Origin of the sequence: Methylocapsa sp. D3K7 (assembly GCF_029855125.1) — a bacterium.
In the GTDB taxonomy this organism is placed as follows: domain Bacteria; phylum Pseudomonadota; class Alphaproteobacteria; order Rhizobiales; family Beijerinckiaceae; genus Methylocapsa.
The window spans coordinates 2,406,952-2,422,682 of record NZ_CP123229.1 but is presented as its reverse complement, the minus strand read 5'-3'; the positions used below and the strand labels follow the sequence as shown (position 1 = coordinate 2,422,682).

Here is a 15,731-nt window from a genome sequence, read left to right as displayed (position 1 = left end):
AAAGAGCCCGACCAGGTCGCTTTTTTATGCTCAGACTAAGCTAAGCTAAGCTAAGCTAAGCTCAGGCCTTGTCGATGACTTTTTTGACGGCATCCTTGACCTTGCCTACGGCCTCCTGCGCTTCGCCCTTGCCTTTCTGCAAAGCGCCCTTAACCTCAAGGTTGGGGTTGCCTACAGCCTTTCCGGCTCCCTGCTTGATCGCGCCCGCAGCCTCGTTGGCCATGCCTTTGATCTTGTCGGTAGTGCTGCTCATGATTGGTCTCCTGAAGAATTGCGGCAGCGCGTACTCCCGCTCTGCATCTAGTCAACGCGACGATCTGGGTTCGGGTTGCGCCGAAAATGATGTCCGTTGAAAAAGATTTTGATGAAAATGTTATCGCGGAGTGCAATTGACATGTGCTGGGAGATATTAAGGAGAAAAATTGTCCGATTTCAGGCTCCGACGGTACGAGAGAGCTGTCTTTGCTTCGGCGCACATCGGTCACGGAATTCATCACCGATCGCGTCAGCCGCATCATCGTCGATGCGATCGACGCCGCCGTTGCCCGGTGCATGAAGCCTCGACAATGAACAGGAGCGCATTTAGAGCCGATTTCGAGGAGAGCTACACAGGGCACACTGCCCTGGCAGTTCAAAGCCTGCCGAGCAAAACCAAAATCAGCACGACAATGAGTATCAGGCCGAGTCCGCCGCCGCCGTAATAGCCGGTCCCGTAGAAAGGCCCGCCCCCAAGCCCGCTAAAGCCCCCGAGCAACGCGATTACCAATACGATGAGGAGGATAGTTCCAAGCGACATAGCATTATCTCCCGAGTTAGACTCTACGCGTCAAGTAGATGGACGCACGTCACCCGCTCTGCTCGAACGAATCCATTCACAACACATTTGGCGAGTTTTACTTGTCAAGAAAGCCAGTTTGTCACCATGACAGCCAAGTCACTTTGAGCCAAATCAATTATGTCGGATTTCGGACATTGGCCCTGCTCGCTTCGATGCCGGCGCCAAATAACTGGTCCAGCCCTTCTTGGTCCAAGAATACACATTTCCCAAGCCGGTTTGAGCTACTCTCCGGCATCGAATGTGCAGTGGCTGTATTGTTCTGCGTCATCGCCCTTCAATTCTGCCTGACTTCCCTTGTGGTGATTCCACGCAAGAGCCGTCCCAAAAGGTCGGCGCCGGTGATGATGCGCTTTTGCTCTCCCCACACCAGGATCAAATCGTGGTCGATAACATCATCTTCAGGATGTTCTGGCTTCATCTTCATGAGGCCAATAACGTCCCCTAGTCGCGTGCCCATGCCGGTGATGACGATCGGGCGATGCCAATAGGGCTCCGGCCCAACCGAGACTTCGTTGAAGAGCACATCCCGCAGAAAATGGTGTGCATCCAGAACCATGCGGGGCAATCCCGCGTCGTCAACAAAAATAACCCACTTTTTTCCGGAAGCATCAAGTTGCTGTAGGAACGAATCGCTCGGCGTGCGTTCGAACGCCGGCAACACGGGCCATCCGCTCACGATTGGCAGGGAGACGATGCTCCGGGGGTCAACAGGCTCCCCCTCCTCCAGCACGGCGATATCGTCAAGGACGAGAAAGTTCTGTGCGCCGGTCGCTTCCAGTCTTCCGACTTCGGTGCCTTCGGCTTCCACGTGCCTCGACAGGAGCGCCCGGAAATCCCGCTCACGAAGCAACGCGATACTTTCCGGCCCCAGCCACCAGTTGAGGAACAGTGCAGTGGGTTTTGCGATCGCGAACAGCATAACCTGGTAGAACTTAAGGAAGGGTGCAAACCGGGCAGCAATACGTAACGCATTTCGCGAGAAGTAGGCCTGCGGAATTATCTCGCCCAGAAAGGTGATGGCAACAGTCGAGAATACGAACGCACCTATGCCCGCCAAGACCGATTCGGACAACAAGGTCAGAAGCACGTTGGTAGCGACGTTACCCCAAAGAATTGTTGCCAAAGTGAAATTGGAATCTGCGCGCAGAGCAAGCATCTTGACGGCATCCCCATTCCCACTAGCAGCCTCAATCTCCAGACGCAATTTGCTGACGCTAAAAAGTGCCAGGTTCAGTCCCGAAAATATGCCGGTCTGCGCGATGCAGAACGCGATACCGATCCAGAGAGCAACATTCGAAAATGGCGGATGAATCATAAGATATCGATCCGAGTAAAAAGGTGAGCAAGCTTGTTTTTGTCTCCTATGGATGACAAATACTTCAAAATATAAAGCCAACCTTGCCTCGATCGCGACCGCATTACTCGCCTGCACACATGGACGTTGATCATAAGGCTTCGATCATCCACAGGATGTGACCCCAAACAATTGGTGAGGAATTTCAGGAAGAATTTGGTCCTCTTTTTTTCACTCTCGTTTGGTTCATACTGGATCAGGGAGGCAGGGATTTGAAATCGTCCTTAGTGATGGGCACAGCCGTTCGTTGGAAAGTCGGTGGGCTCGACGCTCCAACCGTCATTGTCTCGCATTAACCTACGTCAAACCCAGCGCTGGATCCTTCCGTCACGAACCGAGGTCGTGCAAAGCCATGAACGCCTTATAGAGGACGCGCGGGTCGAATTTTCCCTGGTAGACGGCCGGCGGTTCCCGCTTCAAGCCGAGCAGCGCATAGACTGCGGTTTGCGCCGATCGGATCGAGTATTCGACGGTGAACACCACGTCTTCCGGCAGCTCGCAGAACTGACCCATGAAGGCCAGATTTTTCGAACCCTTCGGGACGACCAGCGGCCGGTCGCCGTTCTCACGCCGGAGGAACTGGCTGGTAATGAAAGGCATCATACAAGGAATACAATTCGAGGTCTCCAGGATCTTGGGCGCCTCAGCCTCGATATGCAGATGACCAAGGATTTCCGTCAGAATCTCACGGCCGGTGCAGCCAGACATCGGCCTCTTGATGAAGTTCCCAGGGTTGTCAACGGCCAGGCCGTAGCCCCAGAACACGCTGACGTCGTCGGGCTGGCCGATGAAATGCGGCTGGTGCGGGATGACGATCGAGGCTAGCCAGTTGGAATCCGGGAAAGTGATCAAACCGCCCTCCCCAGGCACATTGCCGGTGAAGTCCCGGACGATGCGGAGGAAGGTTGGATCGTGCAAGGTCGTTGTGAACGACACCCATTTGGACTCGTCGATATGGTCGGCGAAGGCCGAAGGGCGTCCGAATTCCGGCCGGCCCGCGGCAACTTTCTCCCAAAGCGTCCAAGCGCCACCGTCCTCCTTGCCGTTGAGCACGGGCGCTGTGTCCATGGCGCCAAGACTGGAGGCCTCGGTCATCGAGCCCAGCGTGACCAAAACATAGTCACCCGCGCCGACAGCGATCTCACTGGGTCTACCGTCCCTCTCGCACGCGATCTGCGTCACGGTCATTTCGCCATCTTGTTCCCGCAACGCAAGATCGGTGACGCGGGTGTTAAGTTCGAAGCGCACTCCGCGCTCATCGAGCCATTTCTGCAGTGGCCGTACCATCGAATCGTATTGGTTGTAGACGGTGCGCATGATTCCTTGCAGGCGACCAAAGCCTGCCACCATATGGGAGAATCGCACCAGATAGCGTTTGAACTCGACCGCGCTGTGCCAGGGCTGGAAGGCAAACGTGGTACACCACATAAACCAGAAATTGGTCTTGAAAAACGCGGGATCGAATTGATCTGCAATGCTGGTTTTGCCGAGCATAGCTTCAGGTTCCAACGCAAGACGCTCAATTGTCAGGATGTGTCTTTCGCTGAGCCCGAATGCAGGAGGCGCCGTCTGCCGGCGGCCATCCCGGACGAGGCGTGATTTGGACGAGGTCTTCATTGTCTCGTTCCAATCAAAGATTTCTTGAGTGACCGTTCGGCTCGCGTCGAGTGTAGGAATTGAGGAGAATAGCTCGTAGGTGCAGAGGTATTTGCTTTCGAGCATCCGGCCACCTCGCAGCACATAGCCGCTCTGCGAAGAGCCAGAGCCGTCTAGGCTTCCACCAAGCTTGTCGAATTCCTCGAGGATAGTGATGTTGTGGCCCGGGACGTCGCCGTCACGGATCATGAAGGCAGCTGCGGCCAGAGAGGCTATCCCGCCACCGACGAGATAGACTTTGGCCGTGCTCCGATCCGGGTCATTGCCGCGCGGGGCCGAACGATCGGACGGGTGATCTTCAAGCATCATAACGGAATTCCTTAGCTCGCCAAGCACGCCATCGTATGGTCGATCGGCGTTGTCGTTGGCGAGTTTTACTTGTCAATGGAGTCAGCGCATCGCACCGTCAGTTACGAAATCAACGGGCCACTCAGATTGTTCATAGATCCAGGACGTCTCGAAAGCGGTCATTCTTTGGCCAACGCGACAATGCCCGCTACAGCACAGACGGATATCCAAGGATGGGTAGCAATCGGGCCACGATCGCTCCCAAACAGACCAGCACCACTAGCAGTTTGAGTAGCTGCGCTAGCCGCGCATCGGGACAGAATTTATCGATGACCCAAAACAAGATCGCACCGATGACGACGATAATCAGGATTCCAATTACGAGCGTGAGCACGATGACCTCCGTCACTTTAGCGGCAATGCCCGGGAGCCTATCATCGGCTCCGTTTGTTGAAAAGCCGAGGAATGATTAGAAGCAAGATGGCCGATGATCTCGAAGCAAACGTCAGCGACGAGACCGGAGCAAGGCGTCCATTGGCGCTAGCGGAAAACTTTAATAGTGATCTCAGGTGGAGATTTTTCGGTAGCCCTTTGTATCTCTTCGACAGCATTGGCCAATCTATCCGTGTCGATATTTATGCCTATGCTACAACCAGGACAGACCATTTGCTTGTCCACTTTTAATTGCGCCATCGTCAATATGAGGTCATTTCCACAGATTGGGCACTGAAATTCAAACTCATTGGAGTCAACGTCAGTCATTTAGACAATGCCTCGTCTCCGGACAATTAAAAGCCTTCTGGCTATGACATTTGCATGGCGACGTATATACATGAGATCCAACGGAACCCATTGTATATAGTTTGGTGAGCGGAAAGACTTTCGCAGGATTGGGGGAGATGCACAAGTGGCTCTGCATGGCCGCATTGTGATGTTGCACGACAAGTCGACGCGGCACTGAAGGTGGGGCGTTCGATGCTGCGCCCGTCATGAGGTGACACGGACCTCCACCGACATCCCGATACAAACGCCGGCCATCCCGACGAAACTGCCAGCCACCGGCATTGTCTGCCGGATGTTGCGTGCGACGGCGACGGGGATCAGATTGAAGCTGCCGACGCAGCGGTTCGTCGGATCGAAGGTGATCCATCCCGCGCCCGGCACATAGACTTCCGCCCAAGCATGGGTTGATCCCGCATCTCTGGACCCTACAAGGTTCTGATCTGGATTGTAGAGATAGCCGGAGGCAATCCTCGCCCCGAAACCGAGACTGCGGGCAGCTTCAACGAAGAGGACTGCGAAATCCCGGCAGGATCCCCAGCCGCGATCCAGAGTGTGGATCGGCGACTGGGTACCCTCATCCTCCCGGCTCTGGTAGCGGATCCATCCAGAGATGCCAGAGCTCAGGTCCTTCAGCAGGGCAAGCGTGTCCGTCGGATTGCCGCGGACAAAAGCCCGCGCCCAATCCCGCAACCGCCCTGCCGGGTCCGGGTATTGCTGGATCGTCAGAGCGCCGAGATCGATCCAATCATCGTCGGAATATTGGAAGGGGTAGGAAACGGCGAAAGCGGCGACGTCGAAGACGGGCCAAGCGGTGGCGTTGTGTTGGAGTTCTGTGACACTGTCGATCACGAGATTGTCGGCCAGGGTCTGAAAACTGGCCGTCGCGACCGCATTGCCGAAAACATCATGCGCCCAGGTCACCACCGCGTCGGGCGTCACCGTCACATCGCTCGAAATCAGGCGAAGATCGCGGCTCTCACGCGGGCGCAGCATCAAACGGTGCGGCCCGAGGTTCACCGGCTGACGGTAGCGATAGGTTGTCTTGTGATGGATCTTGAGCGTGATCAATGAATGCTCCAACAGGGGCCTGTGTGCTGCGTGATGATTGACGGTCGCTGATACGCCGGGAGCACGAGGATCATCAGCGTCGGTGGGCGAATCGCACGAATTGCCACCTTAAAGGATATGTAGGTCTAGCTGATCTCGTCCGTCCAGACCTTGAAACTGACCAGTGTGTTGGGGCCGAAGGTGTGAGTGATCGGGACGTCGGTCGCATCGCGCCCTTGAGCGATCAGCACGCGGCCTATTCGCGGCATATTGTTTCGCGGGTCGAACGTGTACCACCGTCCGCCAAGATAAGCCTCGAACCAGCCGGCGAAATCCATTGGACCATAGGGCGGTGGCATGCCAATGTCCCCGAGGTAGCCGGTGCAATAGCGCGCCGGAATATTCATGCAGCGGCAGAACGAAATGGCGAGGTGCGCGAAGTCGCGACAGACCCCCTTACGTTCTTTGAAGACCTCCCAGGACGTCATCGTGGCGCGCGCATGCTCGTAGCCGAAGGCAATGTGGCGATGGACAAAATCACAGATCGCCTGGACACGCGCCCACCCTGCTGGCGACTTTTCGAAGAGGTTCCAGGCTACGTCGGACAGGCGTTGAGTCTCGCAGTAACGGCTGCCGAGGAGAAAGATAAGTGTATCTGCCGGCAAATCCTCCACCGGATGTTGGGAAGCCGATAGGGCAACCACGTCCGGCAGACCGCTATCACGAATGACCCCATTGGCAGACAACCGCATGCGGCCAGGAGGAGCGACAATGCGGCTGCACCAATTGCCATAGATGTCGCGGTACGGGAAGATCGGCACGGAAGGGCTCGTGGTCAGGTAGTCGGGCTCGATGACGTCGGACGCCCGGGTGAAATGGGTCCCCAGAACCATGATCACGGGTGTCGATTGCGGAAAGTCGTAAATCAGTTCGTAGCCAACACGAATCTTCATCCGACATCCTTTGATTTGCGGTCTCCTATTGGCCAAAAGACCAAGCCACCGCGTAGTCGCAAAACAACGATTCGATCCCGCCATCGCGGCGGCAGAATCGGCCCTGACCGGCAGTGCACGACCGGCGCACTCAAGTCCGTCGAAATCGAGATCCCAGCTCAAAAGCTCGGTCTAACGAGTACCACTGTGTTCTATCAACATACCTTGGTCCGCGTCCCGCGTTGATCAAACCGATTGGCAGATTTGGGGCCGCGTGGAACGTTGAGGAGTCGCCCAGACCGACTCAGGCGTACCCGTCGTATCGGACGTGACACTCACTTGTACCTCCATGCCGAGATGGTCCGACGGGAACCCGACGAAGGTGCCATGGAGCGGGATCGCGTGCTGCGGATCGCGCACGACCGCAACGGTGACAAGGCCAATCTTGCCAACGCTGCCGCTCGTGGAATCGGAATCGATCCAGCCGCTGCCCGGCAAATAAATTTGCGCCCAGGCATGGGTCGACCCGCGAGCTGAGCCACGCGCCGGCTCCTTCGGATCATCGAGCGGGGTGGCGAGGTACCCGGACGCAAACCGCGCAGCGAAACCGAGCGAGCGCGCGGCTTCGATCAACAGCATGGCGAAATCGCGGCAGCTGCCATGGCCGAGCCGGAGCGTCTCCACCGGCTGCTGAATCCCCTTTGCTTCCCGCCGCCGGTAGCGGAAGCCGTGATTGATACCCTGTGAGAGCCGGGTGAGAAGTTCGAAAGGGCCAATCAACCCACTGGAGGGCAGGAATTGTTGAGTCCAGCGGCCAACCTCGTTACCCGGATCGGGTTGATGGCGTTCGATGCAGTAGGCGAGGTCCGGCATCTCGTCGGCGCTATAGACAACCGGAAAAGTCCTTGCGGCGTCCTCGAGATCGAGGTCGGCGGCGTGCAAAGGCGAATGCTCGAGGCGCACGGTGCTCTCGAAGCACAGCTCTTTTGAACGACCCGAAAACCCCGCGATCCCCACATGGTTACCGAACGCGTCCTGAACGAGCCTCAGGCTCTTCGGCTCCGGGGTGATCTCGAGACGCGCCTCGATCACTCTTTGATCATGAGAGTCGCGTGGGCGGAGCATCATTCGGTGCTCGCCGAAGGCCACCGGCCGCCGGTAGCGATAGGTCGTGACGTGTCGAATGGTTAGTGACGGCATGATGGCTCCATGGCGAGATCATGCATGATTCACGCCAATTCGACACCTGCGGACCTTCGGCGACCCGTCATGGGGAGTATGGACTCGTTCTCCCAAGTGAAGTGGGGCATTGACACGTTGGACTTACCCTTGATTCGTCGCCCGCGTTCCGGCAGATCGCGGGTGATGCGCCACCCATCCGGGTCGATGAAAGATCTGCTCGCAATGCAAGATCCTGGCATCTAGGGCAAAAAGAAAAAAGGGCTGCCGGAAGATGAATCGCACTGTTCTCTAACTTATTATCGGCGAGCTCGCCGATGCCATCGTGGTCTTGAGCTATCAGTTCTACCAAGAGCGGCAGAAGACCACCGGCATCGAGTTCGACGTCGGCAAAAGCAGCATTTCCATCGAGAAGAAGTATTTTTAGCTGTCCTACTAATATTAGGAGGAAACAGACCAGCGTTGCCACCGATTGATCCGCGATTGTTTCACGTTCGCCCGAACCTGCTACTTCTTCGCCAACGTCTTCAGCAATTCCTCAGACGATCGAGCCGAGCCTGATTAAATTGAGAAACTCAATTCGTCCGACTTGATCTTCATCACTCAACCTTTATGCAAAGCCAACGTCACGGCCGTGAGATTGGAAACACCTTGGAATCGGATAGATACTGACTGTGTCCGCCCTTGCGTTTGGATAGCCATGCGAGCCGACACACCTGGGCCTATCGCCGTCATGCTAATACGAGAACCCTTTACCTGACCCGACAATGAGCCCGCTTTGTTATGGGTAGACTCTTGCCATGACCCTGCTAGAGACCCATCCAAAGAGCCTTCCAGGTTATTCGTGAGATTAACGGTGGAACTACTACTGGCGCAATGCAATGATTGTTGTACCGAAAGTGCGAGGAATTTCACCGCATAAGTTGCCCGACAGCGGAGACGCTCCTTCAAGCCATTGGCCATCGTGACTGTGCCACCACCAGACCAATGACCGGCCAAATCGGTTAATAAACTCAGGGCAGAATCCGCGTGAGCTGAGGTCAGAGACAGTGCCCCAGCAAGTGCAATAGCTTTAAGAAATCTGATCATGCTCTCCTACCCTTGAATATCTCTCCGTTCCAAACCGCGAGAATTTCCTCCTTAGAGCCGATCCAAGAACGTTGAGTGAGATAACTCACTTTTGATTCTGTGGGCTCTGGCCACGCCATAATAGAAAAGTCGGTAGAGCAACACCTCGATCAGGCTGAGAAGCAGGATTTGACTCGGTTCGATGTACAGATTGCGGAGCTGGGGCTGAGTTCCCGGAAAAGGAGCGTGGGGAGAGTTCACCGAAGTAAGAAACGGGGTGCGGTGGTAAGCAATTTTCAGACGTGATCGTAAAGTCAGCGTTTCTCATCTTTTAGTGCTTGCGATCTGCGACCCAGTAGCGAGCGTGAGCGGCGCTATCAACTCCCGGGGAAAAAACGAAAGTGCTCGTCCGGAAGGATCGATGGGCACCCCTGGCCGGTGTGAGGCTTAGCGGAGCGATTTAGCAGAGAAGGCTTTTCACGATGCCCTCGCGCGTCGCAACCCGCTAGCGGATAGCGGATGGCCACGAGTCCTGATAATATCTGCGGCATGATCCCATTGAACGCTATTAAGAACAAGGAAATAGTGAGAACTATGGACCGGTCCGGACAACGGAAAATCTTTGCAATGTGCTCAACAACGAGGATGCTGGCTGATGATTGATCGTCATCTGCCTCAGGAGAAGATAATCGACAAAATGGCGGATGCGTTTTTAAAAGCTCTTCCTGTTGGCGAGACTGGTATTTGGAGTGCTAATTTCGCGCGAGCTGATCTTCGGCAGGCAATGGGCGCCGCTTTCGATGCGTGCATCGATGCGCTCAGTTTGGATATCAGATCTATGCCGCCGCGCAAAACCGATGCCGATTAGAAGCTGATGTCGATCAATGAGAACGAGTTGTGCAAAAAGAACTCGACGATATGGTGGAAGCTTTCACAGAAGCAATTTATGGGGAATGGTTTACTTACCACCCACGGGCACCTGGGAGCCCCAGTACCGAGAGCTTGGCAATGCCAATATCGTCGAAAGTGCGAATAGGCGCAAACTGCCACAAGGCAATCCAGCCGGAGAAAAAAAATGAGCACGCTCCTTATCATCGTTATATTATTGTTGTTGTTCGGCGGCGGAGGCGGGTATTACGCCTATGGCAACTATGGCGGGACGGGCCTCGGCGGCGTGCTCGGGACTGTTCTCGTCATCTTGCTGATCCTTTGGCTCCTCGGCGTGCTGCGCTGAATTCTGCGCAAGAGTAAAATTCGGAGTCACCCCATCGGACTTGCGTGGCTCCGCGTCATCATTTCTCGGCGCCCATGTCCTCACGAGCTTTCCTATCCGCTTCGAGACGCTCGTCGGCGAGCTGGTAGGATATGTAATATTTGTAGATGTTGCTGACGTATTGGACAGTCGTGAGCCCCGCGACTTTGGCTGCGCCCAGCTCGACATTGTTGAACCAGATGTTCGGATCGAGTCCCGCCTGCTGCGCGACAGCGCGGAACTTTTGCAGATTGCGAGGGCCGGCATTGTAGGCCGCGAAGCTCATCAACGTCCGGTTTACTGGATCGATCGCGGGATCCGAAACGTAAGTATCGGCAAGATACCGGAGATAGGCGCATCCGGCGTGAATATTTCGGTCTGGGTCACGGTCGACCCCGGTGATCCCGATCGGTTTAGCAGCCGCGGTCGAGGGCTTGATCTGCATGAGGCCAACCCCTCCTGCCGCACCATGCCGCGACTGGTCGAGCTGAGATTCCTGGTAGGCCTGAGCGGCGATCATCAGATAATCGAAGTTGTACTGTGCACCGTAACGACGGAAGAGGTCGATAACGGCGACAAACTTTCTCGCCTCGTTCTCGTCGAGGGCATTCTTCACAATCCGCTTGTCCACAAAATAGCGCCGTCGGATCGTGGCGCCGAAGCTGGTCGTGTCGCGATGGTCGTTGATGAACGCGTTGAGCTCGGACTTCAGCTCCGGGCTGTTCTTGCGAATCGCCCAGGCGATGTCCCCACCTTCGCTGAGGACGAGATCGTCCCGTGGGACTGCGTTGGGAAAGATTCGGGACCATATCGTGGCCTTGTGATCGTCGACGACGGCATAAGGAAGCAGACCGGCGTTCACCATCTCGATCAGGTCTTCGTCCTCGAGATTCTCATCGATCGGCATGATGGGAATCGGCTTCAGGCCCTTGGTCACGAACGTGTCGCTGAGCCTAGCGAGATGGCTCGCATAGCTGCTGGAACGGCGCACGCGAATCTCGCGTCCGCTGAGGTCTTCGATCGGGCCAAGCTTAGGCGATGTGGGACCGGTGACGACAATCTCCTTGACGTTTTTCAGCCATGGATCGACGAAGTCGATGACGGCAAGACGCTCGGAAGTGATTGTCAAATTGGCTGCGACGGCATCGCCTTTGCCCTCGTTCAAAGCTTGTAACAAGCGATCGCGGGAGGAGGGAAGGAAGGTGACATGGAAGCGGGGCGTCTGGAATTTGTACCGCACATTGATCCTGTCCTCGAGTGCACGGGCGAACTCCGCGACAACGCCCATCTGATGGCCGCGATCGACGAAAAAGAGCGTCTTGCTGTAAGGGACGAGAATGCGAAGCGTTCTTCGCTTCAGCATCGCGGAAAAATCGCCGTCCAATCGCGAGTTCTCGGAAGTACGAACCGTTGGCCAGTCAAACTCTGCGCCAGCGAGGGCGAAACCGATCCAATCGCTAAAGCAACAAGACTCAGAAGAGTGGCAATCCGGGTACGCATCGGCCGCGCTCTGGCGAAAAAGCTGCTCGCAGTCGCCAGCAATCGCCGCTCTTCGAAGGTGCGGGCGGTGAGCAGAATAGACTCGATCATCAACGTGTCAGCGCATCGTGGAGGTGGGGATTGTCACGGCATCGCAAGACGCAAAAATACAGAAAAGCATCGCGACCATTGATCTGCATGGGATGTAGGTCTCATCTCGCATGTCTATATTTCAATGCCTTACGGCACTCGTCGCGAGCCAAATCGGCTTGGAAATCGTCTATCCCTTGGGCAATGTAACAATACCTACCAAAAGAGCCAGTTCGCCACCCTACTAATGGAATTAGGGGCGCGACAGGTTCTTCGCACCAACCCTGCGCACTAAATTGCGCACCGACAATTTGGACCACAGCACATATTCCCGGAGCGATGCGACAGCTGTGGTCCTAAATCGAGACCTCAGCGGGCCTGGCTTCTTGGCTCGGTCGTTGCCGTGTCAATGCCACAAGGCCCCTATGCAGCTATGCGCTCGCTACCTCCCGGTGGGACCAGAAGGAAGGGAAATCGTATTCTAACGATCGTTCCAGTTTCTTCCAATTCCGACGGAGCGATTGTGCCGCCAAGCTGACGCACAAAGATAGCCACGTAGTCGGAACCACGTTTCTCAGGAATCTTCGCCAAATCCTTATCCTTCATACCTACACCGTCGTCGGCGACGGTCAGCTCAATTTGATCGTCGACCTGTCCCACGCTCAGCACGACCCGTCCTGTCCCACCAGGAAAAGCATGCTTAATGGCGTTCGTCGCCAACTCATTGACCAGAAGGCCGAAGGGCACAGCACGATCAGGGTCGATATCCAATGCTTCGGCCTTGACCTCTATTTTGATGCCCGACGTGTGCCCAAGTAGGCTCGCTGACATGGTCTTGGCGATTTCCCTGAGATATGCGTCCATTGCGATGGTCTCGCCGCGGCTGGATTGAGATATCAGGTCGTAAAGCTGGGCAATTGCTCCGATGCGTGCCTGCATGGCACTATATCCTTGAACACACGGCAATGCCGTCGATCTTGCTTCGTAGGCGATTAAGCCAACGATGACCTGCAAGTTATTCTTGATCCGATGAGAGATTTCGTTCGTCAAACTTAGGGCGTCGCGCTCTCGCTGTTTGCGGTCGGTGATGTCCTCGAACACGAGAAGCATCCTAGTAACGTGGTTCCCCGCTTGAAAAATTTTCCTCGCATTCAAGTTGAAGACACGGCGACCGAGACCCGGAAAATTATCCTCGATTTCGAAGCTTTCGATCGGCTTGTTTTCCGGGAGCACCTTCTCCATCAAATGTCGCAGAGCAGGTACGTCCCATTGATGCTGACCTAATTCAGAAAAACGCAGCCCCCGCGCCTCCTCCTCCGTGATCCCGAATATCGTGAAAAACGCCTTGCTCGCCGTCACAATCGTCATGTCTTGTTCGAGGACAACCAGGGGATCGCGAATCGTATCAACGATACTTTGGGTAAGTTGCCAGTTACGTTTGCTCTCCGCCCGGGCCGCGCGCTCCTCGCTGACATCCTCGATAGCGAGCAGAATAGAACCCTCATGGTTGCCGGGACGAAAAATCTTCCGGGCGTTGACCAGCATTGTGCGGCGACCAATGGTCGGAAAATCATGCTCAACCTCGAATCCTTCAACCGATGCACGATGTGGGATCACGCTCTCAAGCAGGGTACGAAGTGCGGGGATGTCCCACTGCCGGTTTCCAAGCTCATAAATATGACATCCCTCGGTCTCACTGCTGCTCGTGCGGAACGTCTGGTAAAACGCGCGATTAGCAGATGTAATGTTTAAGTTTCTATCGAGAATGATGAGTGCACTGGGTATGGTCTCAACAATATCGCTAGCAGCAATATCGGACACGGCTTTTTCTCCTAAGGCAATATCGGACATAACCGTCGTTCCTTATAGATTACGCCACTTCAAAATTAAGCTGCGAGCAGGTCTTCGACAGAGTCTTGGAGCTGGTGCTGAGTGTACGGCTTAGGAAGGAAGTGGGTGCCTTCCGCAAACAAAGCTTTCATTTTGTCGGTAATACAATTTCCTGTCGTGTAAAGCACACGCAATTTCGGCCTAAGCTTGATTGCCTGGTTTGCAAGTTCACACCCGCCAAGGACCGCTGTCTTGAGATAAATATCGGTAAAAAGTGCGTCAATGGTTTGAGGGGAACGCAGGAGTGTCAGCGCCTCATCTACGTCGCTGGCCGAAAGTGTGTGGTGCCCCCAGTCTTGAATCATGAGCTCCGCTATTTCACGGGTAAACACATCATCTTCGACGATCAGTATCACGGCCATCAGAACTCTCTCTCTCGTGACAACTGTTCCTCAAACGCTTGATTCATAGGCGACCAATACACGCCGCGGTTATCCGCTCTCATGGCCGCGCATCCGCATAGCGCTGGGAGACGGCGATGACCTCGTACTGGTCACGAATAATGATTGCATATTGCACCATAACATCCGGCGACGTTAATGAGCGTCCTCTCGATCGGAGGAAATGCATATGAATCAGAATCTCAAACTCCGAGCCGCCTTCAGCAGACAATAGGCCATGTCATTAGCATGGACGTTCACCATGTCTCCTATAAAGGAGCTTGTTGATAAGTAGGTCGGGGAAGAAAAGTAAAGTGGATTCGCAGGTAGTCGATGACTCGTCGTCAATCTCTGTTCTTAGCAAGTTGTTCGCGCTGTTTTCGGCACACGTTGGCAACAGTGCGAAGCATGGGGTTTTGGGCAACGAGAACTTCGTCGCAGCGGTTACTTCCCCTTGAGCGTGTCTTTGATGCCGCCGACAGCATTTTGGATCTTTCCGGCAGCCCGGTCGGCCTTGCCATCGGACTCCAGCTTAGCAGCCCGTCGAGAATCTCCGTTCTTCAGACAGAATCAGGCGGAAGCGACTTCGTCAACGCGCTGCATAGCTCAGCTTTTCTTTCGGTCTCAAAACTCAAGTAGCAGACGACTGAGCGGCGGTCTGATCAATATTGCTCATGCCGTTTAGACTCGACAAATTTTATGGTAATTGAAGCTTCGCTCCTTTGAGATTCGTGGTACCGAAGGTCATGCCGTGGCGCTGAAACGCCGGCCGTCATTCAATCCGAAATCATTTCTCGCCAAGGTCGGCGAGGGACGGAGCGTTGGTACGTACCGCAGCGACCAGATCGTCTTTTCACAGGGAGACCCTGGGGATTCGGTTTTCTACATCCAGAAAGGCAAGGTGAAGATCACCGTCGTTTCGGAGCAAGGAAAAGAAGCCGTCGTCGCGATTCTTGGAACGAACGACTTCTTCGGCGAAGGATGTCTTACCAGCCAGGCTCGGCGCATATCGACGGTCACGACGATGACGGAGTCCGTCATCGTGCGGCTGGAAAAAGCCGCCATCATACGCGTGATCCATCGGGAACCCGCGTTCTCCGAGATGTTCATTGCCCACCTTCTTGGCCGGACCCTCCGCGTCGAGGCGGATCTCGTCGATCAGCTGTTCAATTCGAGTGAGAAACGGCTTGCCCGGCTGCTTCTGCTGCTCGCGAACTTTGGCAAGGAAGGAAAGCCGGAGCCGATTATCGCGAAAATCAGCCAGGAGACGCTTGCAGAGATGATCGGCACGACCCGATCCCGCGTGAGTTTTTTCATGAACAAATTTCGAAAGCTGGGCTTCATTCACTACAACGGCAGCATCGAAGTCCACAGTTCACTGTTGAATCTCGTTCTGCACGAGGAGCCCCACATCGAGACTTATACTAATGGCCCCGCGGGATGACTCATTGAGTGGATTCCCTTGGCGGCGGTTTTCTGATTCCCTTGGCGCGGA

At 55.2% G+C, this 15,731-nt stretch carries 14 protein-coding genes; 3 read left to right on the top strand and 11 right to left on the bottom strand.

The window, feature by feature from the left end; all coding sequences use genetic code 11:
* Nucleotides 1–61: 61 nt before the first annotated feature.
* The 8 genes from QEV83_RS11300 to QEV83_RS11265 all read right to left on the bottom strand — a co-directional run bounded on the left by QEV83_RS11300 (nt 62) and on the right by QEV83_RS11265 (nt 8,098).
* Nucleotides 62–253 (bottom strand): CsbD family protein, encoded by a 192-nt coding sequence (locus QEV83_RS11300; RefSeq protein WP_280127840.1) that lies wholly within the window; start codon nt 251–253, stop codon nt 62–64.
* 378 nt (nt 254–631) lie between these two features.
* A complete protein-coding gene (locus QEV83_RS11295; protein ID WP_280127839.1) occupies nt 632–796 on the bottom strand; it encodes a DUF3309 family protein in 165 nt (54 codons plus the stop codon).
* Between the two features lie 316 nt (nt 797–1,112).
* Nucleotides 1,113–2,153: a CNNM domain-containing protein gene (locus QEV83_RS11290; protein WP_280127838.1), complete on the bottom strand. Its 1,041-nt coding sequence runs from the start codon at nt 2,151–2,153 to the stop codon at nt 1,113–1,115.
* A gap of 366 nt (nt 2,154–2,519) precedes the next feature.
* The gene (locus tag QEV83_RS11285; protein WP_280127837.1) at nt 2,520–4,157 is read right to left on the bottom strand and encodes an oleate hydratase; all 1,638 of its coding nucleotides are present in this window, start codon (nt 4,155–4,157) and stop codon (nt 2,520–2,522) included.
* A 187-nt stretch (nt 4,158–4,344) separates the two neighbouring features.
* Nucleotides 4,345–4,530: a hypothetical protein gene (locus QEV83_RS11280; protein ID WP_280127836.1), complete on the bottom strand. Its 186-nt coding sequence runs from the start codon at nt 4,528–4,530 to the stop codon at nt 4,345–4,347.
* A 593-nt stretch (nt 4,531–5,123) separates the two neighbouring features.
* Complete coding sequence (locus tag QEV83_RS11275; RefSeq protein WP_280127835.1) at nt 5,124–5,987, bottom strand: transglutaminase family protein; 864 nt, start codon at nt 5,985–5,987, stop codon at nt 5,124–5,126.
* Nucleotides 5,988–6,112: 125 nt separating this feature from the next.
* Nucleotides 6,113–6,919: a transglutaminase family protein gene (locus QEV83_RS11270; protein WP_280127834.1), complete on the bottom strand. Its 807-nt coding sequence runs from the start codon at nt 6,917–6,919 to the stop codon at nt 6,113–6,115.
* 225 nt (nt 6,920–7,144) lie between these two features.
* A complete protein-coding gene (locus QEV83_RS11265; protein ID WP_280127833.1) occupies nt 7,145–8,098 on the bottom strand; it encodes a transglutaminase family protein in 954 nt (317 codons plus the stop codon).
* 1,702 nt (nt 8,099–9,800) lie between these two features.
* Between QEV83_RS11265 and QEV83_RS11260 the strand changes: the two genes are divergently transcribed.
* On the top strand, nt 9,801–10,013 hold the full coding sequence (locus tag QEV83_RS11260) for a hypothetical protein (protein ID WP_280127832.1): 213 nt from the start codon (nt 9,801–9,803) through the stop codon (nt 10,011–10,013).
* A gap of 207 nt (nt 10,014–10,220) precedes the next feature.
* Nucleotides 10,221–10,379 (top strand): DUF3309 family protein, encoded by a 159-nt coding sequence (locus QEV83_RS11255; protein ID WP_280127831.1) that lies wholly within the window; start codon nt 10,221–10,223, stop codon nt 10,377–10,379.
* A gap of 58 nt (nt 10,380–10,437) precedes the next feature.
* Here the strand turns inward: QEV83_RS11255 and QEV83_RS11250 are convergent, their stop codons facing one another.
* From QEV83_RS11250 to QEV83_RS11240, 3 genes are all read right to left on the bottom strand, one after another.
* Nucleotides 10,438–11,760 (bottom strand): lytic transglycosylase F, encoded by a 1,323-nt coding sequence (locus QEV83_RS11250; protein ID WP_280127830.1) that lies wholly within the window; start codon nt 11,758–11,760, stop codon nt 10,438–10,440.
* A 629-nt stretch (nt 11,761–12,389) separates the two neighbouring features.
* Nucleotides 12,390–13,817: a PAS domain-containing protein gene (locus QEV83_RS11245; protein WP_280127829.1), complete on the bottom strand. Its 1,428-nt coding sequence runs from the start codon at nt 13,815–13,817 to the stop codon at nt 12,390–12,392.
* A 35-nt stretch (nt 13,818–13,852) separates the two neighbouring features.
* Nucleotides 13,853–14,218: a response regulator gene (locus QEV83_RS11240; protein WP_280127828.1), complete on the bottom strand. Its 366-nt coding sequence runs from the start codon at nt 14,216–14,218 to the stop codon at nt 13,853–13,855.
* Nucleotides 14,219–14,987: 769 nt separating this feature from the next.
* Between QEV83_RS11240 and QEV83_RS11235 the strand changes: the two genes are divergently transcribed.
* On the top strand, nt 14,988–15,680 hold the full coding sequence (locus tag QEV83_RS11235) for a Crp/Fnr family transcriptional regulator (protein ID WP_280127827.1): 693 nt from the start codon (nt 14,988–14,990) through the stop codon (nt 15,678–15,680).
* Nucleotides 15,681–15,731: the final 51 nt, after the last annotated feature.

Coding starts and splice junctions, on each gene's coding strand:
- QEV83_RS11270 (WP_280127834.1), bottom strand. CDS start 6,919: ATGAAGATTCGTGTTGGCTACGAACTGATTTACGACTTTCCGCAATCG.
- QEV83_RS11255 (WP_280127831.1), top strand. CDS start 10,221: ATGAGCACGCTCCTTATCATCGTTATATTATTGTTGTTGTTCGGCGGC.
- QEV83_RS11285 (WP_280127837.1), bottom strand. CDS start 4,157: ATGATGCTTGAAGATCACCCGTCCGATCGTTCGGCCCCGCGCGGCAAT.
- QEV83_RS11250 (WP_280127830.1), bottom strand. CDS start 11,760: ATGCTGAAGCGAAGAACGCTTCGCATTCTCGTCCCTTACAGCAAGACG.
- QEV83_RS11265 (WP_280127833.1), bottom strand. CDS start 8,098: ATGCCGTCACTAACCATTCGACACGTCACGACCTATCGCTACCGGCGG.
- QEV83_RS11260 (WP_280127832.1), top strand. CDS start 9,801: ATGATTGATCGTCATCTGCCTCAGGAGAAGATAATCGACAAAATGGCG.
- QEV83_RS11245 (WP_280127829.1), bottom strand. CDS start 13,817: ATGTCCGATATTGCCTTAGGAGAAAAAGCCGTGTCCGATATTGCTGCT.
- QEV83_RS11290 (WP_280127838.1), bottom strand. CDS start 2,153: ATGATTCATCCGCCATTTTCGAATGTTGCTCTCTGGATCGGTATCGCG.
- QEV83_RS11240 (WP_280127828.1), bottom strand. CDS start 14,218: ATGGCCGTGATACTGATCGTCGAAGATGATGTGTTTACCCGTGAAATA.
- QEV83_RS11300 (WP_280127840.1), bottom strand. CDS start 253: ATGAGCAGCACTACCGACAAGATCAAAGGCATGGCCAACGAGGCTGCG.
- QEV83_RS11295 (WP_280127839.1), bottom strand. CDS start 796: ATGTCGCTTGGAACTATCCTCCTCATCGTATTGGTAATCGCGTTGCTC.